Annotated in this window: 30 protein-coding genes, 1 pseudogene and 1 riboswitch; of the genes and pseudogenes, 13 read left to right on the top strand and 18 right to left on the bottom strand. The window is 38.3% G+C overall.

Annotated elements, in window-relative coordinates:
* The first annotated feature begins 290 nt into the window (after positions 1 to 290).
* Complete coding sequence (locus tag C4E06_RS08560) at positions 291 to 506, top strand: hypothetical protein (protein WP_157951128.1); 216 nt, start codon at positions 291 to 293, stop codon at positions 504 to 506.
* 80 nt (positions 507 to 586) lie between these two features.
* Here C4E06_RS08560 and C4E06_RS08555 read toward each other — a convergent pair.
* The 3 genes and pseudogenes from C4E06_RS08555 to C4E06_RS08545 form a co-directional block, all read right to left on the bottom strand.
* Positions 587 to 1,796, bottom strand: a pseudogene (locus C4E06_RS08555) (NAD(P)-dependent oxidoreductase).
* A 225-nt stretch (positions 1,797 to 2,021) separates the two neighbouring features.
* Positions 2,022 to 3,134, bottom strand: coding sequence for a tocopherol cyclase family protein (locus C4E06_RS08550; RefSeq protein WP_107667687.1), 1,113 nt, complete (start codon positions 3,132 to 3,134; stop codon positions 2,022 to 2,024).
* A 3-nt stretch (positions 3,135 to 3,137) separates the two neighbouring features.
* Positions 3,138 to 3,344, bottom strand: a complete 207-nt coding sequence (locus tag C4E06_RS08545) for a hypothetical protein (protein ID WP_107667686.1) — start codon at positions 3,342 to 3,344, stop codon at positions 3,138 to 3,140.
* Between the two features lie 588 nt (positions 3,345 to 3,932).
* Here C4E06_RS08545 and C4E06_RS29390 point away from each other — a divergent pair.
* Together C4E06_RS29390 and C4E06_RS08535 are read left to right on the top strand one after the other, a co-directional pair.
* Positions 3,933 to 4,943 (top strand): septal ring lytic transglycosylase RlpA family protein, encoded by a 1,011-nt coding sequence (locus C4E06_RS29390; protein ID WP_107667685.1) that lies wholly within the window; start codon positions 3,933 to 3,935, stop codon positions 4,941 to 4,943.
* A gap of 14 nt (positions 4,944 to 4,957) precedes the next feature.
* On the top strand, positions 4,958 to 6,484 hold the full coding sequence (locus C4E06_RS08535; protein ID WP_107667684.1) for a bifunctional pantoate--beta-alanine ligase/(d)CMP kinase: 1,527 nt from the start codon (positions 4,958 to 4,960) through the stop codon (positions 6,482 to 6,484).
* Positions 6,485 to 6,498: 14 nt separating this feature from the next.
* Here the strand turns inward: C4E06_RS08535 and C4E06_RS08530 are convergent, their stop codons facing one another.
* The 4 genes from C4E06_RS08530 to C4E06_RS08515 all read right to left on the bottom strand — a co-directional run bounded on the left by C4E06_RS08530 (position 6,499) and on the right by C4E06_RS08515 (position 9,136).
* On the bottom strand, positions 6,499 to 7,251 hold the full coding sequence (locus tag C4E06_RS08530; RefSeq protein WP_107667683.1) for a class I SAM-dependent methyltransferase: 753 nt from the start codon (positions 7,249 to 7,251) through the stop codon (positions 6,499 to 6,501).
* 22 nt (positions 7,252 to 7,273) lie between these two features.
* On the bottom strand, positions 7,274 to 7,927 hold the full coding sequence (locus C4E06_RS08525) for a hypothetical protein (protein ID WP_107667682.1): 654 nt from the start codon (positions 7,925 to 7,927) through the stop codon (positions 7,274 to 7,276).
* A gap of 77 nt (positions 7,928 to 8,004) precedes the next feature.
* A complete protein-coding gene (locus tag C4E06_RS08520) occupies positions 8,005 to 8,487 on the bottom strand; it encodes a hypothetical protein (protein WP_107667681.1) in 483 nt (160 codons plus the stop codon).
* The gene (locus C4E06_RS08515) at positions 8,480 to 9,136 is read right to left on the bottom strand and encodes a GNAT family N-acetyltransferase (RefSeq protein WP_107667680.1); all 657 of its coding nucleotides are present in this window, start codon (positions 9,134 to 9,136) and stop codon (positions 8,480 to 8,482) included. The genes C4E06_RS08520 and C4E06_RS08515 overlap by 8 nt, the downstream gene beginning before the upstream one ends.
* Before the next feature lie 169 nt (positions 9,137 to 9,305).
* Between C4E06_RS08515 and grxC the strand changes: the two genes are divergently transcribed.
* Entirely contained in the window at positions 9,306 to 9,617 is a 312-nt protein-coding gene (gene grxC, locus C4E06_RS08510) for a glutaredoxin 3 (protein WP_107667679.1), read from the top strand.
* Positions 9,618 to 9,621: 4 nt separating this feature from the next.
* On the opposite strand, the gene moaC is transcribed toward grxC, so the two are convergent.
* From moaC to cbiM, 5 genes are all read right to left on the bottom strand, one after another.
* On the bottom strand, positions 9,622 to 10,110 hold the full coding sequence (gene moaC, locus C4E06_RS08505; RefSeq protein WP_107667678.1) for a cyclic pyranopterin monophosphate synthase MoaC: 489 nt from the start codon (positions 10,108 to 10,110) through the stop codon (positions 9,622 to 9,624).
* Positions 10,110 to 10,847, bottom strand: a complete 738-nt coding sequence (locus C4E06_RS08500; protein WP_107667677.1) for a biotin/lipoate A/B protein ligase family protein — start codon at positions 10,845 to 10,847, stop codon at positions 10,110 to 10,112. The genes moaC and C4E06_RS08500 overlap by 1 nt, the downstream gene beginning before the upstream one ends.
* Positions 10,848 to 10,853: 6 nt before the next feature.
* Positions 10,854 to 11,624 (bottom strand): cobalt ECF transporter T component CbiQ, encoded by a 771-nt coding sequence (gene cbiQ / locus C4E06_RS08495; protein ID WP_107667676.1) that lies wholly within the window; start codon positions 11,622 to 11,624, stop codon positions 10,854 to 10,856.
* Between the two features lie 81 nt (positions 11,625 to 11,705).
* Positions 11,706 to 12,062 (bottom strand): PDGLE domain-containing protein, encoded by a 357-nt coding sequence (locus C4E06_RS08490; RefSeq protein ID WP_107667675.1) that lies wholly within the window; start codon positions 12,060 to 12,062, stop codon positions 11,706 to 11,708.
* A 35-nt stretch (positions 12,063 to 12,097) separates the two neighbouring features.
* Entirely contained in the window at positions 12,098 to 12,823 is a 726-nt protein-coding gene (gene cbiM / locus C4E06_RS08485) for a cobalt transporter CbiM (RefSeq protein ID WP_107667691.1), read from the bottom strand.
* A 244-nt stretch (positions 12,824 to 13,067) separates the two neighbouring features.
* Here cbiM and C4E06_RS08480 point away from each other — a divergent pair, with 244 nt between their 5' ends.
* From C4E06_RS08480 to C4E06_RS08470, 3 genes are read left to right on the top strand one after another with little or no spacing between them, the layout of a single operon-like run.
* Positions 13,068 to 14,804, top strand: coding sequence for a mechanosensitive ion channel family protein (locus C4E06_RS08480; protein ID WP_107667674.1), 1,737 nt, complete (start codon positions 13,068 to 13,070; stop codon positions 14,802 to 14,804).
* A gap of 58 nt (positions 14,805 to 14,862) precedes the next feature.
* A complete protein-coding gene (locus tag C4E06_RS08475) occupies positions 14,863 to 15,099 on the top strand; it encodes a hypothetical protein (RefSeq protein WP_107667690.1) in 237 nt (78 codons plus the stop codon).
* Positions 15,100 to 15,101: 2 nt separating this feature from the next.
* Complete coding sequence (locus C4E06_RS08470; RefSeq protein WP_107667673.1) at positions 15,102 to 15,338, top strand: hypothetical protein; 237 nt, start codon at positions 15,102 to 15,104, stop codon at positions 15,336 to 15,338.
* An 84-nt stretch (positions 15,339 to 15,422) separates the two neighbouring features.
* Here the strand turns inward: C4E06_RS08470 and prmC are convergent, their stop codons facing one another.
* The 5 genes from prmC to C4E06_RS08445 form a co-directional block, all read right to left on the bottom strand.
* Complete coding sequence (prmC, locus tag C4E06_RS08465; protein WP_107667672.1) at positions 15,423 to 16,328, bottom strand: peptide chain release factor N(5)-glutamine methyltransferase; 906 nt, start codon at positions 16,326 to 16,328, stop codon at positions 15,423 to 15,425.
* 7 nt (positions 16,329 to 16,335) lie between these two features.
* Complete coding sequence (locus C4E06_RS08460) at positions 16,336 to 17,073, bottom strand: Tic22 family protein (RefSeq protein WP_107667689.1); 738 nt, start codon at positions 17,071 to 17,073, stop codon at positions 16,336 to 16,338.
* Positions 17,074 to 17,159: 86 nt separating this feature from the next.
* Entirely contained in the window at positions 17,160 to 17,906 is a 747-nt protein-coding gene (locus C4E06_RS08455) for a Tic22 family protein (RefSeq protein ID WP_107667671.1), read from the bottom strand.
* 217 nt (positions 17,907 to 18,123) lie between these two features.
* Complete coding sequence (locus tag C4E06_RS08450; RefSeq protein ID WP_107667670.1) at positions 18,124 to 19,254, bottom strand: aldo/keto reductase; 1,131 nt, start codon at positions 19,252 to 19,254, stop codon at positions 18,124 to 18,126.
* Between the two features lie 20 nt (positions 19,255 to 19,274).
* Positions 19,275 to 19,781 carry a bifunctional nuclease family protein gene (locus tag C4E06_RS08445; protein ID WP_107667669.1) on the bottom strand — a complete coding sequence of 169 codons (507 nt, stop codon included), beginning with the start codon at positions 19,779 to 19,781 and terminating at the stop codon, positions 19,275 to 19,277.
* 183 nt (positions 19,782 to 19,964) lie between these two features.
* On the opposite strand from C4E06_RS08445, the gene ribE reads away from it, so the two are divergent.
* The 3 genes from ribE (at position 19,965) to C4E06_RS08430 (ending at position 21,820) form a co-directional block, all read left to right on the top strand.
* Positions 19,965 to 20,654 carry a riboflavin synthase gene (gene ribE, locus C4E06_RS08440; RefSeq protein ID WP_107667668.1) on the top strand — a complete coding sequence of 230 codons (690 nt, stop codon included), beginning with the start codon at positions 19,965 to 19,967 and terminating at the stop codon, positions 20,652 to 20,654.
* 307 nt (positions 20,655 to 20,961) lie between these two features.
* Positions 20,962 to 21,360 (top strand): hypothetical protein, encoded by a 399-nt coding sequence (locus C4E06_RS08435; RefSeq protein WP_107667667.1) that lies wholly within the window; start codon positions 20,962 to 20,964, stop codon positions 21,358 to 21,360.
* 122 nt (positions 21,361 to 21,482) lie between these two features.
* Positions 21,483 to 21,563: riboswitch (Glutamine riboswitch) on the top strand.
* A 32-nt stretch (positions 21,564 to 21,595) separates the two neighbouring features.
* Positions 21,596 to 21,820, top strand: a complete 225-nt coding sequence (locus C4E06_RS08430) for a riboflavin synthase subunit alpha (protein ID WP_107667666.1) — start codon at positions 21,596 to 21,598, stop codon at positions 21,818 to 21,820.
* A 65-nt stretch (positions 21,821 to 21,885) separates the two neighbouring features.
* Here C4E06_RS08430 and C4E06_RS08425 read toward each other — a convergent pair whose 3' ends face one another.
* Positions 21,886 to 22,515 (bottom strand): cupin, encoded by a 630-nt coding sequence (locus tag C4E06_RS08425; RefSeq protein WP_107667665.1) that lies wholly within the window; start codon positions 22,513 to 22,515, stop codon positions 21,886 to 21,888.
* A 204-nt stretch (positions 22,516 to 22,719) separates the two neighbouring features.
* On the opposite strand from C4E06_RS08425, the gene C4E06_RS08420 reads away from it, so the two are divergent.
* From C4E06_RS08420 to accC, 3 genes are all read left to right on the top strand, one after another.
* On the top strand, positions 22,720 to 23,199 hold the full coding sequence (locus C4E06_RS08420) for a hypothetical protein (protein ID WP_107667664.1): 480 nt from the start codon (positions 22,720 to 22,722) through the stop codon (positions 23,197 to 23,199).
* A gap of 91 nt (positions 23,200 to 23,290) precedes the next feature.
* Positions 23,291 to 24,061, top strand: a complete 771-nt coding sequence (locus C4E06_RS08415) for an MBL fold metallo-hydrolase (RefSeq protein WP_107667663.1) — start codon at positions 23,291 to 23,293, stop codon at positions 24,059 to 24,061.
* Between the two features lie 86 nt (positions 24,062 to 24,147).
* On the top strand, positions 24,148 to 25,500 hold the full coding sequence (gene accC, locus C4E06_RS08410; protein ID WP_107667662.1) for an acetyl-CoA carboxylase biotin carboxylase subunit: 1,353 nt from the start codon (positions 24,148 to 24,150) through the stop codon (positions 25,498 to 25,500).
* Positions 25,501 to 25,988 lie beyond the last annotated feature (488 nt).

Here is a 25,988-nt window from a genome sequence, read left to right as displayed (position 1 = left end):
TGTCATCACCAGAAATAGATGGCGAAATTACTCGTGAAAGAGTAAGGGAACATTTAGAGATTCTTGATAAACTATATAATTAACTTTCATACTATTGGTTAAAAATTTTTGGTTAGTAAATTCCTTGTCGTATTATAGAATAGCGTAATAACCTAATCTTACAATGTAATCCATGAGTATTAATATTAGAATCGAGCAACTAGAATCTATTTTTAAACTTTTAATTGAAAAAAGCAAAAAATGACCAAATAGAAACTTTATCCATTGATACAGATTATTATTGGATAATAATGAGTGATGAATGGGACAATTTTAATTCTGATTCTCCCCCAGACGCAGCCGTAGGTTCTTTAGTTGATGACTGGGAATCTTTACAAAAGATTTTGACTCAAGAACATATAGTAACTTATGTAGATTATGACCGTTTTGCTAGTATTCTTAGAGCCATATCGGAAACTATTATGCCATCAAAAGATATATCTTCTGAACAGAATTATAATGATTAAAATGTAGTTTATATTTGATATAAATAACGATATTTTATATAAGATATTTTAGAATAGATAACAAAAATAAACATTTATACTTATTTCTCAAAATTAACAAAATCTTGTAAATATTCGTAGGGTTTATTTAATTGTCCATTGATAGCAATAGTCGCCTCCTTAATCATTTGACTATCAGTTTTTTTCAACTCATCCCAAACTCTTTCAATTAATTGATTTCCGAAGTCTTCTGAAGCATCACGGGGTAATTCATTGGGTAAATTATCAACAGCCATAATATCAATACTATGAGGTTCAAATGGATTTATTTCTGTTTCTAAATTGGGATCATAACCATAAATAGGATTTTCGATAGTAGATGGCCTTATGGTACAAGGAATAGAAGCATTTGGGGCAATATCACAAGTTACGTCTGCAATAACTTTTATTTTAAAATCATCTTTTTTCATATCTTCTTTTGTAAAGAAAATCGGGACTTTTTTCTCCCAGTAAATACCATTGATCATAATATCACTGACTTTCGTATAAGGTTCAAAGATAGAATAATATTGTTCTGGGTGTTCATAATAATTTGATTCGTCAAATATATTTTCTTCTTTTTTAGCATACATATCTTTAACTGATAATTGTGTATAAACAGGATCAGAAAATTCTTGATTTAAAAAGTCTTGCGGTGAAACTTTTTGTATATTCATTAAATTTAAAACCGTTGCTGCACCATTACTAACTCTTCCATCTCCAGTAATCACAATTTTAAAGTTAGGAAGGGATAAATTTTTATAATAAGTCTTCGCCTCAGCAAAATCATAACATTGGTGCATCGGTTTTAAATCAAAAGTTTGCTGACGTTTTCCCCAAGCTAATATAGCATTATGCGCCCCAACAACACCAGCCCAATGACCAAACGCAATCACTCTTTTTCCTTGTGCATCACAGAGACATTCATAGTCAATTAAACGAATATTTTTTTTGTAAAATTGTTTGTAATAGTTTACGATTATAAGGTTGTTTTTTATGAGTATGAGAGAAAAATAAATAGGTTTTATTAGCAATCAAAGAATTAACAGGAACTTCTTTTACTCCTAGCAAAATGTCAAAGTTGCTAACATCTTCAACCACAGAAATATTTTTTTCTTGATATTCCAAATCAGAAAAACATCGCTTTTTACTTGATTGAATAAATATGTCTAAATCTTGGTTATTTTCGATTAAATATTGACATTGTTCTGGAGTTAAAGGAACCCTAGAATCTGGAGGATTTTTTTCTTCTCGAATAATACCAACTTTCATCAATTAAGTCCTTAGATAAACATTAATGCTACTGGTTAAGTTAGCAGGGGAGCAGGGAGTAAGGAGCAGGGAGAAAACTTTTAACTTATCTTGTATTTCCTTAGCTCAGTTAATTATATTTATGTCTGATTATTAATCTAAAAAGTAAGTTTTAGAATCTTTCTTCATGAATTTAGTTATTTTAAATATAACTTTAAAATAACAAATTTTCTGATGTAATTTATACTATTTTCCATAAATCCAATCTTGCTCCCAAGGAGATCCCCCAATTTCTAAACCCCCTAAAGAACTGGTGGCTTTTAAGATTAGTTTTCCTTCATTATCATATAATTCTAGGCTTAAATTTCCTTGAGTGGTATCACGACAAAGAAACTGTAAACCTTCAGCAGTTGGAACCCTAACATAATTCCCAATGTCTTCTGTTTTTCCTTCAATTTTTATTAAAAAGTCTGTATTTCTTCCTTCCATCATCCAACTTCCCCACGGTTTAATCTGCCAAGACAACTGACTATTTTCTCTAGTAAATTCATAAAATTTTCCTTGATAATGTAATCCAATAATACCTACTGATTCTTGCCAGTTGAAAACTTGTCGAATTCCACCAGCAACCGTTAAAGATAACTCTAATTCTTCTTTAAAACTATTACAATTAATCCAAAACCATTTACTCGGAAAAGAATGTCCCCAATTTTTTTCACTATAAGCAGGAACGTCCTTAAATTCATACTTATTCCCATTCCAATCAATATAACCGGTTGCCCATCCCTGTGCCATTAAAACTTGCCATCCTGGGTCAAAAATTGGTAAAAACGATAACCATCCTGCTGTTGCTTGTTGAGGAAAAAAACGGTTCCCCCAACCATCTATAGGGTTGATATCATAACACCAACGACAATAATTGTTAGTAGTAGGATCTTTAATATATCCCTGATTTAAAGTAGGGGTTGCTTGATATCCTTCTGTTACTATTTCTGGAAAAATACTCGGCTCAAGAATTTGAGGTTTTCGGTTAAAATTATTTTGTTTCCAATGACATAAAGCTAATTCTTTTTGACTCGCCCAAAATTTTTTAACATCGGGAAAAAGTCGGTATAAATATTGATTATTTTCTCCTAAAACCTGGGCTGCACCACCACTATAATATTTTTCTCCTATTGGATCATCAATAGAATACATAAAGGCAAAACTTTGACCCTGTTTAGGTAAAGTAACCCGATAATACCAACCTTCAAAAAAACGTCGCGAAGTCCCATCCCAATGGTAGCTAGAATGGGGTGTTTTCCATAATTTATCTTTAACAAACAATTTTTCTAAAAAAAGATAATTCTCGCTTTTCACTGCTTAATGATGAATTGAATAAGCTTTCAATACTAATTCCAAGTTAGCAAAAGGAATGACTACCACCCAGAAACTAGCACCAATAACGAGCACCATCCAAGAGTAGATATCGTTTTTAGCTGTTGTTTGATCCGTCCAAAATGTCTTAAACCATACACAGAAGACAATTAAAGCTATAACCCAATAATAACTGATGGCGATGGCTAACATAATACAAATCCAAAGGGGGGTTGCTTCGTCTAGTTTAATCTATCTTAAGGAAGATGGATAGTCTGAGGAGTCTACATTAATGTTTCGATGCTTCATGCTCTTTATTGTTATTTGTCAAGAGATGATTTGAAAATCTGATAGAAACACTGACTAACGATCAAGATTTTTAGACTTTTCAGGGTGACAATGTTTAAAATGTCACAGTTATTTTTCCGTATAAATACTGAATTTTTTTTCCCATGTCATCTGAGATGTTACAGGGTTGAGTCTCCTACAGAGTCGAAGGTTTCACCATTAACCCTTTCTTAAGGGTCAACTAGATCACATCAGTTTCACGGATCGTTTATGGGGCGATTTCAGTAAACTCACTATCGTAATGGATCTGCGTTTTCGTGTAAACCTTTATTTAAAGATTCAATGAAAACCATTCCGAATGATTATTAGGAATAGGACACCCCCCGAAAAATTCATGCTACTGTGTAAAGGTTTAAGAAATGTAAAACGCAGTTCTGTGAGGAGTCAAAGTTGGAAAATCCATTGAATCAAAAGAATTTCCAGGGGTTGAACAACTCACTTAACAAAGGATCTATGAATAAGAAATTTTGGACCGGACTAACAACTGCCTTATTGACCACTGTAGGAACAACTGCCGTCATTGGCATTTCCCTACAAAATTCAGAAGCATCTGACACCAGTGGAAAGGTGGAGCAAATAGGAGAAATCTTAGGAATAGGGACGCTACTCCCCCAGGAAAGTTCCGATTTCGAGACCAAGAATGTTGTCAGTTTAGGGCCCATTAAAACCAATGCCAATGGTCAAACTTCTTCACAGGAGATAGCTAAACTTCATCTTCATCAATGGCAATATCAACTGGCAGTGACGTTAAGAATTCGTCAGATTCCTGTGTTAACCTTCTTAGGGTCAAAAGCCGACTTAGCAGCCCTTAAAGAACAGGGAGATGACATCGATCCCAGTCAAATCGAAAGCGAAGCCCTCAAGCGCGCTAAAGCCTTCGCTAAACGTCTAAATCAACTCAGCCAAGATAATAATTTTAAAGCAGAAAACTTAACTGTCAGCTTAAATTCTGACCAAACTCATAGTATTAAATTAGATTCTGAAGAACTTATCAAACTCGATAAAGGAGTTATTTTACCTGATACCACCCGAAATGAAGCGGTAGACGCGCTACAAGCCACGAACCGGCTACGAAGATTAATGGGAGATGCTCCTCCTTTAACTGCCATAGTCAAGCCCGAGCAAGACGCTAACCAAGAATCCGGCTTAGCCAGTGTTCGCCCTGTCACCAGTCGTCGTAAAGGAATGGCTTCTTGGTATGGACCAGGGTTTCATGGCCGTTTAACCGCTAACGGAGAACGGTATAATCAAAACGGCTTGACTGCAGCCCACAAAAGCCTACCCTTTGGGACTCAAGTAAGGGTGACGAATCTCCATAATGGTCGTTCTGTTATCGTCCGTATCAACGATCGCGGTCCCTATATCCACGGCCGAGTGATAGACTTATCAAGAGGGGCGGCCAGTGTTATCGGTTTACTCAACAGTGGCGTGGCTCCGGTACAATTGGAAATTTTGGGACGTTAATAAGAAGCAAAACAATGCGTCTGTTGAAAACTGTGGCCGGGTTACGTACCTATTTAGCTTCTAGGGGGGACAAGCAAACCATTGGCTTAGTCCCTACCATGGGAGCCTTACATCAAGGTCATCTGAGTCTCATTCGTCGTGCTATGGCTGAGGTAGATGTGGTGGTGGTGAGCATTTTTGTTAACCCCCTACAATTTGCCCCTCACGAAGATTTAGACCAATACCCCCGCCAACTCGAAACAGACGCTCAACGGTGTCAGGAATTAGGGGTGACGGCAATTTTTGCCCCAACCCCCGAAGAAATGGGGGTTAATAGTCCCTTTGACCAACCCACTCAAGTCATTCCTCCTAAGAGCATGATCTCGTCTTTGTGCGGGCCGTTTCGTCCGGGCCATTTTCAAGGGGTGGCCACCATCGTCACGAAACTGCTTAATATTGTTAGCCCCGATGTGGCTTACTTTGGGGAAAAAGACGCGCAGCAGTTGGCGATTATTCGTCAGTTGGTTCAGGATTTAAACTTACCCGTTAGGATTAAAGGGTGTCCCATTGTTCGAGAGCCTTCGGGACTGGCTTATAGTTCTCGCAATCAATATCTTTCAGAAGCCCAAAAAGAAGAAGCGATCGCCCTATATCAAGGGTTACAAGCGGCGAAACAAGCTTTTCTGGCTGGAGAAAGACAAACTAATGTCTTAGTAGGTTGCGTCAAAGATACCATCAGCGCTTATTCTGGTATCACCATTCAATATGTTGAATGTGTCCATCCTCAAACCCTACAACCTCTAGAAACGATTGAAGAAGCCGGGTTATTGGCGATCGCCGCTTATGTCGGTTCCACTCGACTCATTGATAACATGATTTTACGAGTCCGAAAACCCATTATTGCTATTGATGGCCCAGCCGGTGCCGGAAAATCCACTGTTACCCGTCGAGTGGCTAAAGCTTTAAATTTTACCTATTTAGACACCGGGGCCATGTACCGAGGGATGGCCTGGTTAGTGTTACACTCAGGGATCTCCGTGGAGGATGAAAGTGCGATCGCAGAATTAGTCTCCCAAGCGGATTTAAAATTTATCCCCTCCTCCGATGAGCAACCGCCACAAGTGATCATTAATGGAGAAAATGTGACGAATGCCATTCGCACCCCTCAAGTTACTGCCTTGGTCTCCCCCATTTCTGCTTATCCTGCGGTTCGTCAAAAATTGGTCAACTATCAACAGGAATTAGGGAAATTGGGTGGTGTTGTGGCCGAAGGGCGAGACATTGGTACTAATGTGTTCCCGGATGCCGAGGTTAAAATTTTCTTAACCGCCTCAGTCCAAGAACGAGCAAGACGACGGTTACTGGATTTTCAAGCTCAAGGACAAGATAATCTTGATCTTCAACAACTAGAACGGGAGATTGAACAAAGAGATTATCGAGATAGTCATCGTACTTTAGCCCCTCTTCGTAAGGCTAATGATGCGATGGAATTAAACACCGATGACTTAACTATTGAAGAGGTGGTCAACAAAATTGTTCATTTTTGTCAAATCAATGAATAGTTCATTATCAATGTTTAATTCAACTTTCTGGCAATATAGACACCATAACTGTAGTAACTTTTATACTTCTCATACAGTTCAATTTCTCGATTTTCCGCTTCCACGATTGCCTGTGCTTCTTCGCTGTTGCCGTTTCGATCTAGAAAATCCTTAAAGCTATTTTGCATCGGCCGATAATAATTAGCCAGCCAACAATGCTCTGGTAGAATAAAGTAGCCAATGGGAGAATAGCCATTTTTCTCCAGTATGCCGATCTTTGAGGATGCCACATCTATTTCGGGGTATTCCTCGTCCCAATATTTTTGAATTTCCGACGGACGGGAGCCTGTAATCCAGGTAATCTCCGAAACAACCAGGAGGCCGCCCCTTTTCAGATAAGGTTTCCAGTCTTTTACCCCTCTTTCAAAGCCCATATTATAGATCGCTCCCTCGGACCAGATAAGATCAAATTCCTCATTTTCAAAGGGCAGGTTCTCCATTGAACAGCAAAGGGTGGTTATTGTTTCAGAAAGCCCCATATTTTCCGCTTTACCTTCAAGCACGTCAAGAAACGCCTGAAGGAAATCCACTGCCGTAATCTGAGCTTCCAATCGTTGAGCAAGTAGCAGTGTAGAGGCTCCGGTACCGCAACCGATATCAGCAATCTTTAATGGGGCAGACTGATCTATCATAGACAGGTCGAGAGCCATTTTCGTCTCAGCATCACCCCCTGGCCCCTGCCGATTGGCACTGTTATGAAGGTCTATCAACAGTTGATAATCTTCCACCCATTTCTCCTTATCTATATCATTAAAATAATTTTATTCCTTGACCTTCTAAATAAAGTTCTTGCCAAGACGGTTGACGATAATCGGGGTTTTGACTTTGATCGACGTATCCCACTAAATTGGGCAGTTGTTTAAAGTGAATTTCTTTATTGAGATATTGACTAATTTGTTGTACAAAATCTTGGGGATAATCTCGAATAATGGGATGTTTAATCACCATTGATTCATATTTACCTTCATCGGGGTCCGTGACAATATCTAAACTTAAAGCAGCTAATGGCTGAATAAACATTCCGGTGGCTGCAATCTTAAATTCTCCGTTGATCTTCTTTTGTTTCAAAACAGCAACGAAGTGACCTCCCTCGGGAATATTGTAGGGAATGCTGTCATGATCCACAATGGGTTCAACCTCAACGTTATAGCCTAGGGTTAGTCCTTCTTCTAGGGTAATTTCTTCGTAGGTTTGCTCAGGATGAGGGACATAAATGGTAAATTGATGCAAATCTAACCAAGGATTATTAATCGGGTCATCTGTCTCAGATTTCCAAGCGTTGTAACGTTCTTTCATGGCTTGACCTACAGGACTATCTTGATTACAGATATTGATGAGGGCAAGACTAAGCACACATTGATCAAATTTATTGGTTGCTAGAATTTCTGAGGGTAGGAGTTCCATGAAAATCAATCCTTATGTTGACCTAACCCTATGATAAGAGGGAATTTAGCAAAGAAATCTTAATTTTCTTTGAAAAGTTATTGGGACAATAATTCGCTTTGGGTGCGGACTTTTTTCATAGTTTGAGGCAGTACCCCGACTAATAAAGCAAAGGTTTCATCCGGTAACAAACTGGCGGTTTCGAGATCAAACCAATGTTCAAATTGATTTAAAATCACCTGGGCCCTTTGTTGAGACACGGTATTATCGCTAATTTGTTTAGCGAGTTTCACCCATTGTCGCCGAATTAAATAACTATTGATTCGTTCTTTAGAGGTTCTCGGGGTACTCAGGGATAATTTACCCACAGGAAGAACATCGAGGACATCGTGATCAAAATCAGCCCCAATGGCTGCCCCGGGGCCAGCAAATTCAGCGTGATAGGGTTTATAGAGAATTAAACCATTTTTACGACGAGGATTAATGACTAGCAGTTCTTTATTGTGCAAATGCTGTAGAATTTCATCAATTTGTTGTCGTTTTTTGGGGTTTATTTCTCGGTTTAAAACATCATTAGACATGGGGGTTTAGGTGTTTTTTTAAGAGCAATCTTTGAGAACGAAATAGGGGCAAACTTGGCCAGGTTAGTTCGGTTTCAGATACTTGATAACCGTTACTTAAATATAGTTTTTTGGCGACGTAATTTTCATCTAAAACATGAAGGTTTAGGGTATTATGTCCCCATTTTGAAGCAATTTCTTCACATTGTTGTAGTAGCTGTTTGGCAATTCCTTGCCGTCGATGACTTTGGATAACAGCCAAGTTACTAATATAGAGATAATGAGAATTAAATCCACTTTTAAGACTTAATTCAATGGTTCCAATTATTTTTTCTGTGGTGTTGGTCAGGGTTGAGGTGGTTTCCACTGCCACTAAACAGCAATAGTAGGGAACGGTTCCCCGAAGACGCGATCGCAAATCTTCATAAACCCCTAATTTCAAGATAGGTTGTAAAAAAGATAGCCACCCTTTAGCCGGATGAAAACTCAGGGTAAGAACCTCGCTTAAGGCTTTAATATCCTGTAATTGCGCTTCTCTAATGGTAACAGAAACGGTACAGGGCGGATTTTTCTCCAACTCTGAACCGTCCCCCATTAATGACGATAACCCACAACAGTCCACAACTTTTTCCCAGTTAATTTTCAAACGATGTGAATTTCTTTGTATCATCTATTATGACCTTTATATCATTTCTTTTGTCGATCAGCTAAACATTTTCTAGAATTAGGTAAGTCGGCCACAGACAAGGGATAAGGATCGATAACCTCCCCATTCTCGGTTCACCTCAGACCTCTCTAATCTTTATATAATAATAAACGTAAAAACATCACAGCTTACTATGTTTAATATTTTTAATTCTTTATTGGGTCGTCATCCTGAAAAAATGAAAGCGGATGTGGAAATCTATACGTGGCAAACTTGTCCATTTTGTATCCGTGCTAAATTACTTTTATGGTGGAAAGGGGTTAATTTTACTGAGTATAAAATCGATGGGGATGAAACCGCTAGGGAGAAAATGGCCCAACGTTCTAACGGAAGACGAACGGTTCCCCAAATTTTCATCAATCATCAACATATTGGAGGATGTGACGACCTCTATTCTCTCGATCAACAAAATAAGTTAGATCCCCTTTTAACCCAAGAAAACTAACTATTTAAACAGTATAATCTCCTGATTTGCCTCCTGTTTTACTCATTAAACGTATATTGTCAATTTTCATTGATTTTTCTAAGGCTTTGGCCATATCATAAAGGGTTAAAGCCGCCACAGAAACGGCGGTTAAAGCTTCCATTTCTACTCCTGTTTCTGCTTTGGTAATTACGGTTGCTTCGATGTGATAACCGGGTAAGGTTTCGTCTGGGATTAAGTTTACGTCTATTTTATGTAAGGGTAAGGAATGACATAATGGAATCAAGTTGGCTGTTTGTTTGGCTGCCATAATACCGGCTATTTTAGCGGTTCCTAAAACATCACCTTTTGGGGTGTTTCCTGTTTTGATGGCTTCAAAGGTTTCTAATTTCATTTTTATTTCTCCTTTGGCAACAGCTTGGCGACGGGTTACCTTCTTAGAAGAAACGTCCACCATTTGCGCTTCCCCTTTTTCATTCAGATGAGATAATTTAGATTTAGGTTGATTAGACATTAATTTTTAACCCTCAAAATTTCTTGCCATTCTTTTTCTAATAAAGGTTGTGTTATTAATTCTATGTCAAAATGTTTCTTTGCTGCCTGGGTTAAAACCTCAATAATATGGTCTATAGAATAATCTTGAAATAATTGTTCGGTTAAGGTTAAATGCCAAGGGGCAACTTGATTAAAAATCATTTCAAATAAAGCTTTATCCGTTGACAAAACCATAGAACCATGTTGCAAAATTGACTTTTTTCCCCGTTTTTGCGCGCTACCAATTAATTTACTCCCATCTGCTGTTATTAAATCAGCTATGGTTGCTGTATTAAAACAACTCGAATTATGAATATATCCCCGTTTTGCTGTGCCATAATTTAAAGTAATCCCCAAAGTTTCCCAACCTTGAATTAAAAAGTTACAAATATGTTGATAAATATCCAATGTTTTACGATGATCTAAGGACATAATCACCATATAAGTTAAATCTCCTTGGTGTAAAACTGCCCTGCCTCCGGTGGGACGAATAACTAAATCGAATGGGGCATTTTTCCAAGTTAAATGGTTCCAAGATTTAGGATATTTTTTTTGTAAATAGCCTAAAGAAATAGTCGGTTTTGACCAAGTATAAAAGCGTAAAATGGGAAGACTTAACCCCTTTTCATATTGTTGAAAAAACCAAGAATCAATGGCCATTTGTATGGTTCCTGACGCTTCCATTGGGGGAATGAAACGCCATTGTTTTTTATCCATAAAATTTTAAAGATAAATGACTTGACCCCACAAAACGATTATGACAGTAACAATTAAAACTATAATATCTTGTTTTTTATAAGACATCTTTTCAGGAATAACAGGAATCCCCTTATACCCTCTTGATAACATCGCCTGATAAATCAATTCTCCCCGTTCATAACTACGAATAAATAAAGCACCGATCGCATTACCCATCACATAACGAATCATTTTACCATTACTCATTAAATTGCGAGAAATAGCTGCCCGTTTCATTGCGGTAAATTCTCGATTTAACACATCTATATAGCGATACATAGAAGCCATAATCGCGACTAATAAAGGAGGCATTTTTAAGGCTAATAATGCTTTAAATAAATCAGGAATCTCTGTGGTAAGAATTAATGTATTTAACATCAATAAAGATAATATTACTTTAGTTGTGACACTGCCTAAGACCATGACCCCAGTGGTGGTAACTTGTAGTATCCACCAAGACCAAATCACATCTCCTTCCGGACGAAATAACGTCCCTAATAACACCACTCCCACAAAGGAAAATTCAATGATAACTCTGGATAATAAAGTAAGCCAAGAAACTCGACTCATTAAAATCACAACTAATACGCCAACCCCATAAACTCCCCAAGTTTTCCATTGTCCATTGGGAGTTAGGGCAATGGCAAAAACACTTATAAAGGCACATAAAAGCCTTGCTTGAACATTCAAAGAATGCCAAAAAGTATCGGGTTGTTGTTCTTGATTATTGATGAAAGAATGAATATGTAACAACATCTTAAATTAAGAATTTAGAATTAAGAATTTAGAATAAAAATACTGTTACCCTTCCAAATTCTTAATTCTACATTTCCCCTATCACTCTTCCCCTTGTTCAATATTAGTTTGTGCAGAGGGACGAATAAATAATTTACCGGCGCCCCAGGCCACCCCAAAGGTGACCACAGTTCCGACTAAACCAGCGAGAGGGGTGGCTACCCCTTCAGGAACCCCCCGTAAAGCGTATTCTTCAAAAACGGTGTAGAAGGGCAATTTATTGGCCGGCGCATCTTCTATGGCTCTATCCTCAAATTCCAAGTCTTGGGCGACTCTTTCTAAACCATCGGGATCAGAACTGGCAAAGGGAGAAACAAATACAGCGACAATGAGAGCAATACCTATTCCAGCTAGGATAAAAGAACGATTACCCTTTGTATTAGAATGTTGATTTGTCATTTTCAGAATTATTCTTTGGTTACGGGTTAATATTTTTATGAACTATGAACATTTTCTCTAGCATCTACCTTCAGAGAGAGAGGACTGTCGTAAATGAGATCCGGACGCGATCGCCAAACGAATCCTATGGCAATCACAGTGATGATAGCTTCTCCAACTCCAATGAAAATGTGCCAGGATACCATGGCAATCATTGATACCATTAAGGGAACGGTTCCTGATAAGGCCAGTTGTAAGGCAGTTGCGATCGCAGCGATCATAACACTCAACCACGAAGCTACCGCGGTTGCAATGGTCATGCTTTTCCAAGAATTTCGACCTAGAGCGAAACGAATGGCTTTATAGAGATAATATCCGCCAAACGTTCCAATTAAGCCCATATTTAAGATATTTGCCCCTAAAACTGTTAAACCACCATCCTGAAATAAAACAGCTTGAACGATATACACCACCGTAACGACTAAGGTTCCGGCCCACGGTCCGAGGATAATAGCCGCGAGGACTCCTCCCACTAAATGGCCTGAGGTTCCCCCAGGAATGGGAAAGTTAATCATTTGTGCTGCAAAAATAAAAGCTGCACAAACCCCCATCAAAGGAACGGCTTTTTCTTGATAGTCTTTTTGTACTTTGTTCAAAGAAACAGCGATTAAAACAAGGGTAATCACCCAACAAAATACGCTGACACCAGGACTTAAAAAGCCGTCAGGAATATGTAAGGCCAAATAGGGAGTAAACAGTGAATTTTGTATGATTGGTTCCATAAAAAGTAAGTAAAAGCTTGTTTGTGTTAATTTAGCTTCGTTTTCCTTTGTAAACGTTTTTTCTTGGTTTAACAATTATTTTTACAACATCTTTAGATTTAGGGGGATCAAATTAACTGGAAAAAGTGATGATGAACTGTTAAGAACTTCTGAAATTAATCTAAAATAATGGGTCTTCTTCCTTAAAGATTAGGCACAATTACTTTATGGGCTGATTCAATGCGACCCAGGGAATAAAACTAAGATGAAATGTTATTTTTTCAATTTCCAACTAAACAAGACTTATCAAAGGGTAATTTTAGCTATTGTTACCTTATTATTGGTGCTATTTCAAAGTAGTTTCTTTCCTAGTTATAGCTTAACAGATACGTCTAGTGATCAGAGTTTTCCTGTTGTTTTGGATCATAGCACGCTTTTTTCTATTTATAAGGGTAATGGTTCTTTATCAGCAGAAGAAAGAGCCGATATTGTAACTCGTCGATTAAACCGTATTGCTAATGATAATAATATTGACATCGCTGATGATAAGTTTGATCTAGATGATCGAGGCAATGTTATTGTTATTTTATTTAATAATAAGACCTTAATGACGGTCACAGGAGATGATGCAGTAGCAGCAGAAACATCTCGGGAAAATTTAGCAGAAGAATATTTAAAGGTTATGACAAAAGCCTTAAAAACTTATCGACTTGAACGCCGTCCTTTTTATTGGGTTATCGGTGCTGTTTCTACGGTAATTAGTTTATTGATTTTATGGTTAATATTCAAAATATTTAGTTTTACTTTTCCTTATCTTTATTCTCGTTTAGATAGTTGGCAAGGAACTATTATTCCATCAATCAGAATTAAAAATTTAGAACTTTTATCAGCCGCGCAATTAACCAAGATATTTAAAACAATTGTTAAAGTTATTCGCATTATTTTAACTTGTTTTATCCTTTATATTTTTGTTCCCATTGTTTTAGGGTTTTTTCCACAAACAAGACAAATCGGTAACATCTTATTTGATTATTTGATTAAAGCAGTTAATACGGTATTCAGTGGACTAATAGGCTATTTACCTAATATTTTTGTGGTGGGGGTAATTGTTTATTTAACTTATTATATTTTACGATTTTTGAAATTTATTTTTGATGCAATCGAAACAGGAAATCTACAGTTTTCTGGCTTTTATCCTGAATGGGCGCAACCGACTTATCGACTGTTAACTTGGTTAACTATTATGTTAGCTGCGGTGTTTGCATTCCCTTATTTACCCGGTTTTAATTCTCCTGCATTTAAAGGGGTTTCTGCTTTTGCAGCCCTATTATTTACGTTAGGTTCAACGGGAGTTATTTCTAATACAGTATCAGGTTTAGTCTTGATTTATACTCGTGCTTTTCAACTTTCTGATCGGGTAAAAATTGGGGATGCTGTCGGGGATGTTTTAGAAAAAAACCTCTTAGTAACTCGAATTAGAACAATTAAAAATGTTGTCATTACCATCCCTAATTCTGTTATAATTAATAGTAATGTTATCAATTATAGTGCTTTAAAAAGAGACTTACAACGGCCTTTAATTTTACATACTACCATTACCCTCGGTTATGATGTTCCTTGGCGAAAAGTTCACGAGGTGTTAATTGTTGCTGCCCAATCGACTAAATATATCTTAAAAACACCGTTACCCTTTGTTTTACAAACAGGGTTAAGTGATTTTTATGTTAGCTACGAAATTAATGCTTATACGAATGAATCAACAAAAATGGCAGAAATTTATTCTGAGTTACATCAAAATATTCAAGACAAATGTAACGAGGCTGATATCGAAATTTTATCCCCTCATTATAGTGCTATTCGTGACGGCAATCATAACACAATTCCAGCCGATTATTTACCCGAAAATTATACAGCCCCCGGCTTTCGTGTTGATCCGATCACTAATTTATTAAACCAAAATAATAATCCAATCAATGGTTCTGTAGAAAGTCATGAAAATTAGTGAATACAAAAAAGATAAAATGTAATAATAAAACTCTATTTTACGAAATTACTTGATTGTGGACTTTGAAATTATCGGCGAGATTAGCAATATTGAAATTATTGCCACTGGTACAGGAATTCGTAATCGCTCAAACTTACAGAAAAAGTATGGTAAGGGAAAGTGGCGAAAATTAAAAGGAATTGCCCAAGTTCAATTACCTAATGGTACAATCAGATTAGCTGAAATCCATTGGTATGAAGCGCATGGTATTGGCAAAAAAGAATTTAAACTTAAATTACCCTTTTTAGATTAACCATGAAAACAGAACCCTCTCAAGTCAATTATTTTGCAGTTTGTCTCAATAATAAAGGTTACGAAGCTTCTCTAGAAATTGGTAAAATATACCGCATTATCCCCGATGAAACAGCAGAGATTAATGGATTAATTCGAGTCATTGATGAAAGTGGAGAAGATTATGCCTTTTCCAGTAATCGATTTTATCCAATGGAATTACCTAAACCAGTAGAAGAAGCATTATTATCAATTAGTTAGGGTTGGTCTGTTTATCCCAATATGAAAATTACGCTTTGATTTTATTGATATTAAATTAGACTTAATTCAATAAACATAGGATCTTTAACAACGATAAGCCAATGCAAAACGACCAATTCCTGCTAAATCGGGTAAAATACCAATGTCTTGATAGTGAGAAGATTCTTGTAATAATTTTGCTACTTTTTCCCCTTGTCCAGCCATCATTTCTACTAAAAAAATGCCCCCTGATATAAGATAATGAGGGGAAGTATTAATCAGATAATTAATTGACTCTAACCCGTCATTTCCTCCATCTAAAGCAAGTATGGGTTCATGTTCTTTCACTTCTGGTTGTAGTTGAGATAATAGGGAAGTGGGAATATAGGGAGGGTTAGAAACCATTGCACTAACTTGTCCTTTAAGATGTTCTAGAGGTGTCCACCACGATCCTTGATAGAAATTAATTTGAGAAGAAAAACCTTCTTTTATAGCATTTTCTTGGGCAATGGTTAACGCCTCCATGCTAGTATCCACAGCATGAATGGTTGCTTGGGGAAAACTATCAGCCAAACCAAGAGCGATCGCACCACTCCCAGTCCCTGAGTCCACCCAATGGCCAGAGGATAGATGAGGGTTCGGACTGTGTTGAGCCGCTTTGAGGGCAAAATCAATGATTAATTCGGTCTCAGGACGAGGGATTAAGACATCAGGGGAAACTTTTAAAGAAAAACGTCGCCAGGGGGTCACTCCGACTAAATATTGTAGGGGAACTCTTTGTTTGACCCGGCGTTGCCAGAGTTGGGTTAATTCTGATAGGGGACAGTTGATAGGAATCTGCGATCGCTCTTTAAATAACCCTAGACGCAAAGATAAACTATCTAATGGAGTCATGGCCATGATCAACCAGTCTAACTCCGAGGGCGATATCTGAGCAGACATCCCTTCTTGTTTCGCCCAATCATACCATTGTTCTAATTCTGGGCCTGATATAGTGAACCGAAAGGCCATAAGTTATTTATTGATTTTGATTCTCAGTATTAGAGCGGATAATTTTCATCATTTCCTGAGAGGGCCAAAACCGTAGACTTCTCAGTAAAGCGTTATCATTGTTTTCTAAATTGGCAATTAGACTACTCAACGAAATAACATTGATACTAACGTCTTGACCCAACTCTGGCCGCGTTTGAGTAACGGTGGCAATCCATCGATCAATGGTAGCTTTTTCAAAGAAAATGGGAACCACTTCCTCATCTTCTTGTTTAATGGTCAAATAGGATTGATCGGATTCAATTTTAGCTACATATAAAGGAACATCCCCTGGATACTTTTGACCTTTTTGTTGAACTAATTCACGAGCCCTCTGTAATTCTGTCCCACTGGGAATATAATCAAGAAAGAGACGGGTTGAAGCGGTTGAGGTTTCCCGTGCAATTTCATAAATCCGACTGAGGGGAAGAATTTGAATGCGATAAGAGTTAGCCGTCTGAGAATCGATTTCGGTTAACTCTCTCAAAAAGGCCTGGGCTTCTCTGCGACTCATGAACACAGGAGTAATGATGCTACCATCCTCTAGTTGACGACCGATGGGTAAGCCTTGCCGATCAAGTAAGCTATAAACTGGTACTCCCGACAAAAATTCTATAATTTCCCCCTGGGGTAGGGCGACCACAGGAGTAGGGTGGATTATACTGAGATGACTTAGGGGACTGATCAGGATTCCTAGGGTTAAACTCCAACGAATTAAACTGTTCATGGCGTTTTTGGTAATTAGTATAACAATTAGACAAAATCCCCAAACTGACACATCTGGGGATCTTCATTTTGGGTTAAATTACCCCGTTACTGGCCTTGATTTTGTTGAGATTTGATAGTTTCTTGAATAAATTTCATCGTTTCCTGGGAAGGAATTAATTGTATTTGCTTGAGCATCGCATCGTCTTTAGTTTGTAATAAACCGATGACATTTTCTAGGGCAATTACTTCAATTTGCATGGTTTGGGCAATATCGGGCTGATCTTTCTTCATTTGCTCAGCGATCGCCTGAATGGGGGCTTTTTCAAAGAAGAAGGGAATCACTTCTTGATCGTTTTGTTGAATAGTTAAAATACTATTATCGGGTCCTCCTCTTAAGGTAAATAGGGGAACACCCCCTTGATATTGCTGCCCGTTATCATTTAACACCTTTTTCGCCGAGTCTACCGCGCTTGCCATGGGAATATAAGCGAATTGTAACGACTCTGTTTCTGTATTGTTGGCTAGGGCAAAACGATAAACTTCTCCTAGGGAGACGGGTTGAACTTTTACTCTATTGCCGATATCGGGTTGATTTTCTTTGAGTTTAGCGAGAAACTGGTTAGCATCTTGCTGACTCATAAAAACTTGTGTTACTCTCTGATTATCTTCTAGGGTAGCGATTAAAGGCCCCCCCTGTTCTGTGGTAATGGTAAAAACTGGAACCCCCTGTAATACCTTAATGACTTCGGCTTCAGGTAGGGCTAAAGCTTTGGGAACTTGACCAAACCAAGAGGTCATTAGGGTACTACCGACTAAGCCTAGGGTGGCACTCCAACGAATTAATGATTTCATAAAAATTAACCTCGCATTTTATAACTATCTTTATATACTAGAGTCTAATTTTAGAGTTGTAGCGACTCTGTTGATCATCGGATAACTGTTTTACCTTATCAGATTTAGTTTAAGAGTGCCTTGGTTGACGATCTCAATTCATTCTTAAAGATTCTCAAACAGGGACACTCAAGGTGATTAGACTGTGTTGTTCTCCGTAAGTTCCTATCCTTACGCATCATTCCCATAACCGTCGTCTTTCACTGCCGTTTAGTCTCTGATGAGCATCTTTTAATAATTGGGGAATGTCTAAATTTTCAGGACAACGAGGTAAACAGTCACCACAGTCTGTACAACGATGTCCTTTCTTTCCAGGAAACCAATGTCCCGCATTTTCTAACATTCCATAACGATATTGTCCATAATTTTTCATCTCATAAGCAACGGCTAAATTTCTTAAGCGCAAAATCTCAGGAATATTAATGGACTCAGGACAAGGTAAACATTGATAACATTGACTACATTTATCTGTGTTTAAAACGGTGTTTAAATGCTCTTCTAATTGATTGAATTTTTGACTTTCTTCAGGGGTTAACTTGTCATTTTTCTCAAATAGGGATAGGATAGGCTCGAATTCCCTAGGATTAGCCATTCCTGTGCTTAGGGTGCTAATTCGGCCATCGCTCAGTAGAAAACGATAGGTTAATTCTAAGGGTGAAAACGGCGCACATAAGTCCTGAAGTAAAGCAGGTGGTGTGTAGAGTAAACCCCCTTTATCCCCAGGAGAAATAATAAAAATGCCCATATCCTTTTGAGCCGCTAAAGCAATGGCTGGCTCATTCCGTTGAAAGAAGTAGTAATAGTGTAGGTTAATAAACTCGAATAAATCGGTCTCTATGGCTGCTAAAATAACGTCTAAGCTACCATGAGTAGAGAAACCTAGGTGACCTATCTTACCTTCTTCTAACCCTCGTTGTAGGGGCAAAAAACAGCCATTTGCTCCGGTTATCCATTCTAGGTGTTCCCAAGTATTGATCCCATGAATGGCCACACAATCAATATAATCCAATTTTAACCGTTTTAATGATTCATCAATCCATTGAGCCATTAACTCAGCATCAGGGGTAGGATTCAACTTGGTGGTGATATACAATTCTTCTCTAGAAACTAACGTTTGTTGTTGCAAAAAGTGACCTAAAAATTCTTCACTTTTGCCATATCCTTTAGCTGTTTCTAAATGGTTGATACCGAGAGAAATTCCTGTTGTTAAAGTGTCATTAAAGAGGCTTGGAGATGCTAGACAACGCATCGTTCCCAAAGAAAATATAGACAAGTTTAGATTAGTTTTACCAAAACGCCGATATTGCATTGTAAACTAACTTTTAATGCTTATTGTTCATCATTTTTTTCTAATTTTCCCCGTTGAATTAAATCCTCAGGCCGTAACTTGTCTAAAAAATCTCGGAACGCTTGACGTTCTTCTTCATCTGCTTCTCTATCAACTGGAATTGAGGCATCGGCGATCACTTCTTCCATGACCCAAATGGGACTATTTGTTCGTAAAGCGATAGAAATGGCATCACTGGGACGACAATCAATTTTCTTTTTTGTTTTTCCTTGTTTTAGGCAAAGAAGGGCATAAAAGGTATTATCTTGAAGAGCATGAATAATAATTTTCTCCAAAGACATTCCCCAAGCATCAAATAAGTTAGCAATTAAATCATGGGTCAAAGGACGAGGAGGTTTTTGATTTTCGATCGCCCCAATAATTGACTTGGCTTGATCTTGTCCGATATAAATCGGTAAAGCACGACGTTCAGACCCATCTTTTAACAAAACAATGGGACTGCGACTAACTGCGTCTAAAGCAATGCCTGCCACTTTCATTTCAATCATTGACCTATCCTCTTTAATATCTTTAAAAAACGATTATTTTTGCTGTTTAACCTCATCATTGACCCTGTATTAATCGATTAATCAGGTCAGTTGAACAATGGGTTATACTCACAGTATGCCCCAAATGTAGATAAGATTCTTGTATAAAACATGGGGGAGATGTTATTTAGGAAAGCTGAGTTAATGTTTACTGGTTTAATTCAAGGTCTTGGCATTATTCGTCCCCTCGAATCCGATCGCTTTACCCTCTCGATTCCCGATAGCTATTCCTCCTCTATTTTATCAGATTTGGCCATTGGGGATAGTGTGGCCGTCGATGGGGTTTGTTTAACGGTAGAAGAAATTGTGACTAATGGATTTGTGGCCACCGCTTCCCCAGAAACCCTACAACGTACTACTTTAACTCAAAAAATTGATACAGCTAGTTATGTTAATGTAGAACCTTCTTTACGGGTGGGGAGTAAACTGGGAGGTCATTTTGTCACGGGCCATGTGGATGGGTTAGGATCGTTGGTTGAAGCGATCGCTACAGACAAAGCCTGGGAGATGACCTTTCAAGCCCCTTCTTCTCGTCAGGAACAATGGCACAATTATATTCAACCTTATCTGATTCCTAAAGGCAGCGTGGCGGTTAATGGCATTAGTTTGACAGTAGCTGAATGTGACTCAGCCGGAACTTGGTTTAAAGCGGCGGTTATTCCTCATACTTACAGTCAAACCAATCTGTGTTATCTAAAAACAGGAGATTGGGTCAATATTGAGGGGGATATTTTGGGGAAATATGTGGCGAAATTATTAGGAAAACAGTTCAATGGTGATCAGTCTTCGGCTGAGATTAGTTTAAGTTTTTTGACAGAACATGGTTATCTTTAACACTGAATTATGTACATTTACGGAGAAAAAGTGATCCTTCTAAATTTTTGATCAGAACTGTCTCTATATTTTCTCTAAGATCCTAAACTTCGGTTGTCTATTTGGAATTATGAGGCATACTAGATATAGTAGATAATACATCTCTTAATTAAAAAATATTACAGACATTAGAAATTATCTTGAGTGGGTGTGAGAGGTTTCAAAGAATAACTGATGTCTACTATTAGGGATAGCATAGATTCCCATCGTAAGCCGTGAACGTAGGGTTATCGCTATCTCAGCTTGCTATCGACGAGGACTATAACCGATGAATCACGGACCCATTAATTCTGATATAGAGCGATCGCCTGTTGTTAAATCTCAATCCAAAGAAACCCATTCTAAGTGTTGTAACAGTTCCCAAACAGACGAAACCACGAAAATTATTACTGTAAACAAAACTTCCCTAACCAAAGACTCCGTTTCTAGATTAACTTCTGAAAAAATGAGTCTTCAAGAAAATTCCTGGAACCGGATTAACCCATCATCGACACAAAAAGGCTCAACTTCTTCTTATCCAGTATTCTTCTGGGAAGTGTTGATGACAGTCGCTTTATTAGTTATGGCGTTGTGGATGCAAGGGTTACCCACCAGAGAAGTCCCTCAAAATACCAATCGTGATACAGTACCGTCTTTTGAAATGGATGATTCTCAATTTAGGTTCTAATCACTCTATTGCCTGTTGTCAAGGGGTTAATGACCAAAAAACCATGAAACCTTGACAACAGGTTCCTAAGGGTTGACACTGATGTTAAAAGTTATGTATTATTAAGAAATGCAAATAGCTTTGTCGTTCATCTCTACATTGTTAGGAACAAACGCAGTGAAGGGACGGAAGTAGGCTTTTATCCTTAGCCGAAGGAACGCTCAAACTGTCGAAAACATGAGGTTGTAACATAACAATGCTTATCATTTCTTTAATCACTTTAGCGATCGCTTCAGTGTCAGCTTTTTTGAGTTATAACTTAAAAGAGGATGTGGTGAAAGCTGCTATGGGATGTGTTGCTATCCTGGCATCTCTGTTAACGCTTCTGTTTGCTCCTTGGATTTTGAAGTTGAGTATTATTGCTATTCCTTTAGTGATTGATCGACTCAATCACTTAACCACTGAAGAATCTCCTAACTAGACTAACCGAATCATTCGATTCATTCTCATGTTCAGTTTCCTGGCAACTTTCCCAACGGACTTAACTTAAAAGTGATAAGCTTTGTGAGTCTTAGGGTCAAACTTAAACCGTTTCGAGGCATGAGTATCTCCATAAAGATTCAAGGTAACAGTGGGTTTATTGCCTGTCGCTTCAACACAATGGATAGCTTCTGTTGTAAAACTAATAATATCCCCTGTTTGAAACGTCTTTTCACCTACTTTTTCGATGTTTTGGGGGTATTCTTCTGTGGGGACAGGTTTCCAAAAGGTATTTTTCTGTTGTCCTTGTAAAGTAGCCACAACGCCCCAGGTTCCGTGGTTATGAATGGGGGTGCTAGTTCCTGGTAACATAATCTCCGTTTGCAAAGTTAAAGGATAACCCGGTTCATCGTAGAGTAACTTTACCTCGCTTCCAGTAGTTGTCGAAGGAGTAGGAATCTCTTGACTTATCCAATAAACATTCAACAGTAACTTCCGTACCAAACGACGCAGGGTCGGAAGATATTCTGTTTCTGGTTGTTGACTCATTTCTGCTTGGTTAACCACATCATCTAATTCTGTTAAAAAGCGATGTAGACGATAGGATGTCGTTGCGCTTAATAAGTCCCACTGTCGAGGAGATGAAAAAGACAGACATTCCCCATGATCTTGAATCAACCAATCTTGTTGTGGCATATCATCATTACTCCATAAACAGCCAAACCCTATGGTTTAAAGCTTGATTCAAGCCTACTTAACTCATCATAGGTTACAGTAACAGAGGATTTGCCCAGAGTTCAATGAAATTTAACTTTTCTTGACCATTCAGCTTAATGCAGTGTCACGGAATGAGAAGTCAGAGTTATAATATTTTTAATTTAGAGCCATTCAATACAACTGATGGAAGATAAGCAAGAACAAGCTAAAAATAAAGCCATTCAGCAAGAAATTTTAGCAGGACGTAAATTTTCTTTAGCCGAAGCCATTGGTCGAGAGGGGGGAGACTTTTTAAAAGGGGAATCTCCTGTTCCCAAATTTGTGCAAGCAACCACAGAAATTAATACATTTATTGCTCTAAATCTAGAGGATTCATCTGGGGCCTTACAAGTTATTTTACAGACGTGGGTAAAGGGAGACGAAGGACAAATCAGTCAACATTTAAACCGTCCGCTACAAGGGTTAAAACAACTGCTAGATAAGATTTTAACTAATTCTGAGTTATTTTATGAATTAGTCAGACAAGTTGACTTCAAATGGGGACAAATGTATGATGAGCGTCCTTATTTTCAATCTCCAGGACAAAAAGCCCATCCTAATGATGAATATAGCCATGAATTGGTGGAAGAAAAGTTAAAAAACCTCTTAAATAAAATAGAATAATCAAAAATTTTTTTGAAAAATAGTTTCTGGTTATGTCAGAATAATAGTAGTATTGTCATTTTTTTGAAAACAATCAATAATTAGAATTTTTATGAAACTTACCTGGCTTGATAATAACTCTTGGTTAATGGAAATTTCAGGGAAAAGAATCCTTCTTGATCCCTGGTTAGTCGGTCCGTTAGTTTTTGGTAATTTAGATTGGTTATTCAAAGGGGTTAAATCAAACAGTTATGAGCTTAATAAGCCCATTGATTTGATTCTTTTATCCCAAGGATTAGACGATCATGCTCATATTCCTAGTTTAAAAGAACTGGATCATAATATTCCAGTGGTTGCCTCTCCCAACGCTACAAAAGTGGTCAAAGAATTAGGCTACACAGACATCCGTACCCTGGATCACGGAGATAGTTACACCTTCGATGAAACCATTGAGATTAAAGCCTTCCCTGGATCGCTTGTTGGTCCGCAATTGGTAGAAAATGCTTATATTATTAGCGATTTAAAAGAAGGGCAAAAACTCTACTACGAACCCCACGGTAATCATAGCACTGAGTTACAACAAGAAGCCCCTGTCGACATTATTTTAACCCCAGTGGTAGGAATCAGTATTTTACATCTTCTTCCCGTGTTACAGGGTCAACAAACCACCCTTAAATTATGTCAAACCCTAAAACCTAAGTTTGTCTTACCCACGGCTGATGCCAAAGAAACCGAATATCAAGGACTATTAGTCTCTTTATTGCGACAAGAAGGAACCATTGAGAAGTTTCGTCAGCAGCTACAAAAGAATGACCTTGCCACTCAAGTGATGACTCCTAAACCTGGAGAAACCATTGATTTAACCCCTCAGTTGGTGAATTAATAATCCTTGTCTCTCCCCGTGACTATCCTCAGAAGGACAAAACCAGATATCCTACTAGATAGGACTGTTTATGCACAGGTTAAATGATGCAATTTTCCAAAATCCTAATTGCCAATCGCGGGGAGATCGCCTTACGAATTTTACACACTTGCGAAGAACTCGGTATTGGGACGGTTGCGGTTCACTCTACCATCGATCGCCAAGCCCTCCATGTTCAACTAGCCGATGAAAGTGTGTGTATTGGTCCGCCGGCCAGTGGTAAAAGTTATCTCAATATTCCCAATATTATCTCGGCTGCTCTAACGCGCAACGCTACGGCAATTCATCCAGGATACGGATTTTTGGCGGAAAATGCTCGTTTTGCAGAAATTTGTGCCGATCACCAACTTGTTTTTATTGGCCCGTCTCCGGAGGCCATTCGTGCCATGGGTGATAAGTCCACAGCTAAAAAAACCATGCAAAAAGCAGGGGTTCCCACGGTTCCTGGTAGTGCCGGACTCCTGGATAATGAAGAAGAAGCCTTAAAGGTCGCCCGTGACGTGGGTTATCCTGTGATGATTAAAGCAACCGCCGGAGGGGGTGGGCGAGGAATGCGCTTAGTGCGAGAAGAAAGTGAGTTTTCTCGCCTTTTTCAAGCAGCCCAGGGAGAAGCCGAAGCGGCCTTTGCCAATGCTGGCGTTTATTTAGAAAAATTTATCGAACGGCCCCGTCATATTGAATTTCAGATATTAGCGGATAGTTATGGTAATGTCATTCATTTAGGGGAAAGGGACTGTTCCATTCAACGTCGTCACCAAAAATTGTTAGAAGAAGCCCCTAGTCCTTTTTTAACCCCCCAACTCCGCAAAAAAATGGGAGAAGCCGCCGTTAAAGCGGCTAAGTCCATTAATTATGTCGGTGCCGGAACCGTAGAATTTTTAGTGGATAATCAGGGGAATTTCTATTTTATGGAAATGAATACCCGTATCCAAGTGGAACACCCGGTGACAGAAATGATCACGGGATTGGATTTAATTACCGAACAAATTCGTATCGCCCAAGGAGAAAAATTACAATTCAAACAATCAGAAATTGCCTTAAAAGGCCATGCCATTGAATGTCGCATTAATGCTGAAGATCCCGATCTCAATTTTCGACCCCATCCTGGGAAAATTAGCGGTTATCTTCCCCCCGGTGGTCCAGGAGTGAGAATGGATTCCCATGTTTACACTGATTACGAAATTCCCCCTTATTATGATTCTTTAATTGGTAAATTAATTGTCTGGGGTCCTGATAGAAATACAGCCATTAAACGCATGAAACGGGCTTTAAGAGAATGTGCCATTACAGGAGTTCCTACTACCATTGATTTTCATAAACGGGTATTAGAAACCCCCGCCTTTTTAGCAGGGGATGTGTATACTAATTTTGTGGCAGAACATTTAATGCCTCAATCTTGACCCTCCCACAGGTAGAACCGTGTGGGATTCTTCTCTTAAAGGCTCTTGTCTAGCCAATCAGTGATTGACCTCGATAGAACGCCTCCAGAAGCTTTTTGATGCAGTCGCTCATGGGGGGAACCCCCATGACTGACATCTTGCACACCTTACATAAAAACTTAAGAAGAAACTCAAGGAAATCAATTCTTAATCAGTTACAGTTAAAATAAACCCTGTTCCCCGTTGCCGGCGAAGCACTGAGCTTGTCGAAGTGTTCCCTGTTCCCTCTCTAAACTAGCTAGTTTTAGCGAAGGTGCAAGATGTGAGTAAAAACTAAACAATTTAAGCATTCAGTATTCAGCACTCAGCAGTCAATATTATCTGAAAATAGCTGATGACTTTAAAGTTGCCTGACGCAACAGATAGGGGTGTATCACCTACTGAGAAGTCTGTACGATGAAAATTTAAATTCACGTTTAGCCACTCCCACAATCAATAATGATTTGACA

It is taken from the genome of Cyanothece sp. BG0011, from assembly GCF_003013815.1.
GTDB lineage: Bacteria > Cyanobacteriota > Cyanobacteriia > Cyanobacteriales > Microcystaceae > Crocosphaera.
Note: the sequence above shows the minus strand (reverse complement) of the source record. Positions and strands in the feature narration are given on the sequence as shown.

Coding starts and splice junctions, on each gene's coding strand:
- C4E06_RS08560 (WP_157951128.1), top strand. CDS start 291: ATGAGTGATGAATGGGACAATTTTAATTCTGATTCTCCCCCAGACGCA.
- C4E06_RS08545 (WP_107667686.1), bottom strand. CDS start 3,344: ATGTTAGCCATCGCCATCAGTTATTATTGGGTTATAGCTTTAATTGTC.
- C4E06_RS29390 (WP_107667685.1), top strand. CDS start 3,933: ATGAATAAGAAATTTTGGACCGGACTAACAACTGCCTTATTGACCACT.
- C4E06_RS08535 (WP_107667684.1), top strand. CDS start 4,958: ATGCGTCTGTTGAAAACTGTGGCCGGGTTACGTACCTATTTAGCTTCT.
- C4E06_RS08525 (WP_107667682.1), bottom strand. CDS start 7,927: ATGGAACTCCTACCCTCAGAAATTCTAGCAACCAATAAATTTGATCAA.
- C4E06_RS08520 (WP_107667681.1), bottom strand. CDS start 8,487: ATGTCTAATGATGTTTTAAACCGAGAAATAAACCCCAAAAAACGACAA.
- C4E06_RS08515 (WP_107667680.1), bottom strand. CDS start 9,136: ATGATACAAAGAAATTCACATCGTTTGAAAATTAACTGGGAAAAAGTT.
- grxC (WP_107667679.1), top strand. CDS start 9,306: ATGTTTAATATTTTTAATTCTTTATTGGGTCGTCATCCTGAAAAAATG.
- moaC (WP_107667678.1), bottom strand. CDS start 10,110: ATGTCTAATCAACCTAAATCTAAATTATCTCATCTGAATGAAAAAGGG.
- C4E06_RS08500 (WP_107667677.1), bottom strand. CDS start 10,847: ATGGATAAAAAACAATGGCGTTTCATTCCCCCAATGGAAGCGTCAGGA.
- cbiQ (WP_107667676.1), bottom strand. CDS start 11,624: ATGTTGTTACATATTCATTCTTTCATCAATAATCAAGAACAACAACCC.
- C4E06_RS08490 (WP_107667675.1), bottom strand. CDS start 12,062: ATGACAAATCAACATTCTAATACAAAGGGTAATCGTTCTTTTATCCTA.
- cbiM (WP_107667691.1), bottom strand. CDS start 12,823: ATGGAACCAATCATACAAAATTCACTGTTTACTCCCTATTTGGCCTTA.
- C4E06_RS08480 (WP_107667674.1), top strand. CDS start 13,068: ATGAAATGTTATTTTTTCAATTTCCAACTAAACAAGACTTATCAAAGG.
- C4E06_RS08470 (WP_107667673.1), top strand. CDS start 15,102: ATGAAAACAGAACCCTCTCAAGTCAATTATTTTGCAGTTTGTCTCAAT.
- prmC (WP_107667672.1), bottom strand. CDS start 16,328: ATGGCCTTTCGGTTCACTATATCAGGCCCAGAATTAGAACAATGGTAT.
- C4E06_RS08460 (WP_107667689.1), bottom strand. CDS start 17,073: ATGAACAGTTTAATTCGTTGGAGTTTAACCCTAGGAATCCTGATCAGT.
- C4E06_RS08455 (WP_107667671.1), bottom strand. CDS start 17,906: ATGAAATCATTAATTCGTTGGAGTGCCACCCTAGGCTTAGTCGGTAGT.
- C4E06_RS08450 (WP_107667670.1), bottom strand. CDS start 19,254: ATGCAATATCGGCGTTTTGGTAAAACTAATCTAAACTTGTCTATATTT.
- C4E06_RS08445 (WP_107667669.1), bottom strand. CDS start 19,781: ATGATTGAAATGAAAGTGGCAGGCATTGCTTTAGACGCAGTTAGTCGC.
- ribE (WP_107667668.1), top strand. CDS start 19,965: ATGTTTACTGGTTTAATTCAAGGTCTTGGCATTATTCGTCCCCTCGAA.
- C4E06_RS08435 (WP_107667667.1), top strand. CDS start 20,962: ATGAATCACGGACCCATTAATTCTGATATAGAGCGATCGCCTGTTGTT.
- C4E06_RS08430 (WP_107667666.1), top strand. CDS start 21,596: ATGCTTATCATTTCTTTAATCACTTTAGCGATCGCTTCAGTGTCAGCT.
- C4E06_RS08425 (WP_107667665.1), bottom strand. CDS start 22,515: ATGCCACAACAAGATTGGTTGATTCAAGATCATGGGGAATGTCTGTCT.
- C4E06_RS08420 (WP_107667664.1), top strand. CDS start 22,720: ATGGAAGATAAGCAAGAACAAGCTAAAAATAAAGCCATTCAGCAAGAA.
- C4E06_RS08415 (WP_107667663.1), top strand. CDS start 23,291: ATGAAACTTACCTGGCTTGATAATAACTCTTGGTTAATGGAAATTTCA.
- accC (WP_107667662.1), top strand. CDS start 24,148: ATGCAATTTTCCAAAATCCTAATTGCCAATCGCGGGGAGATCGCCTTA.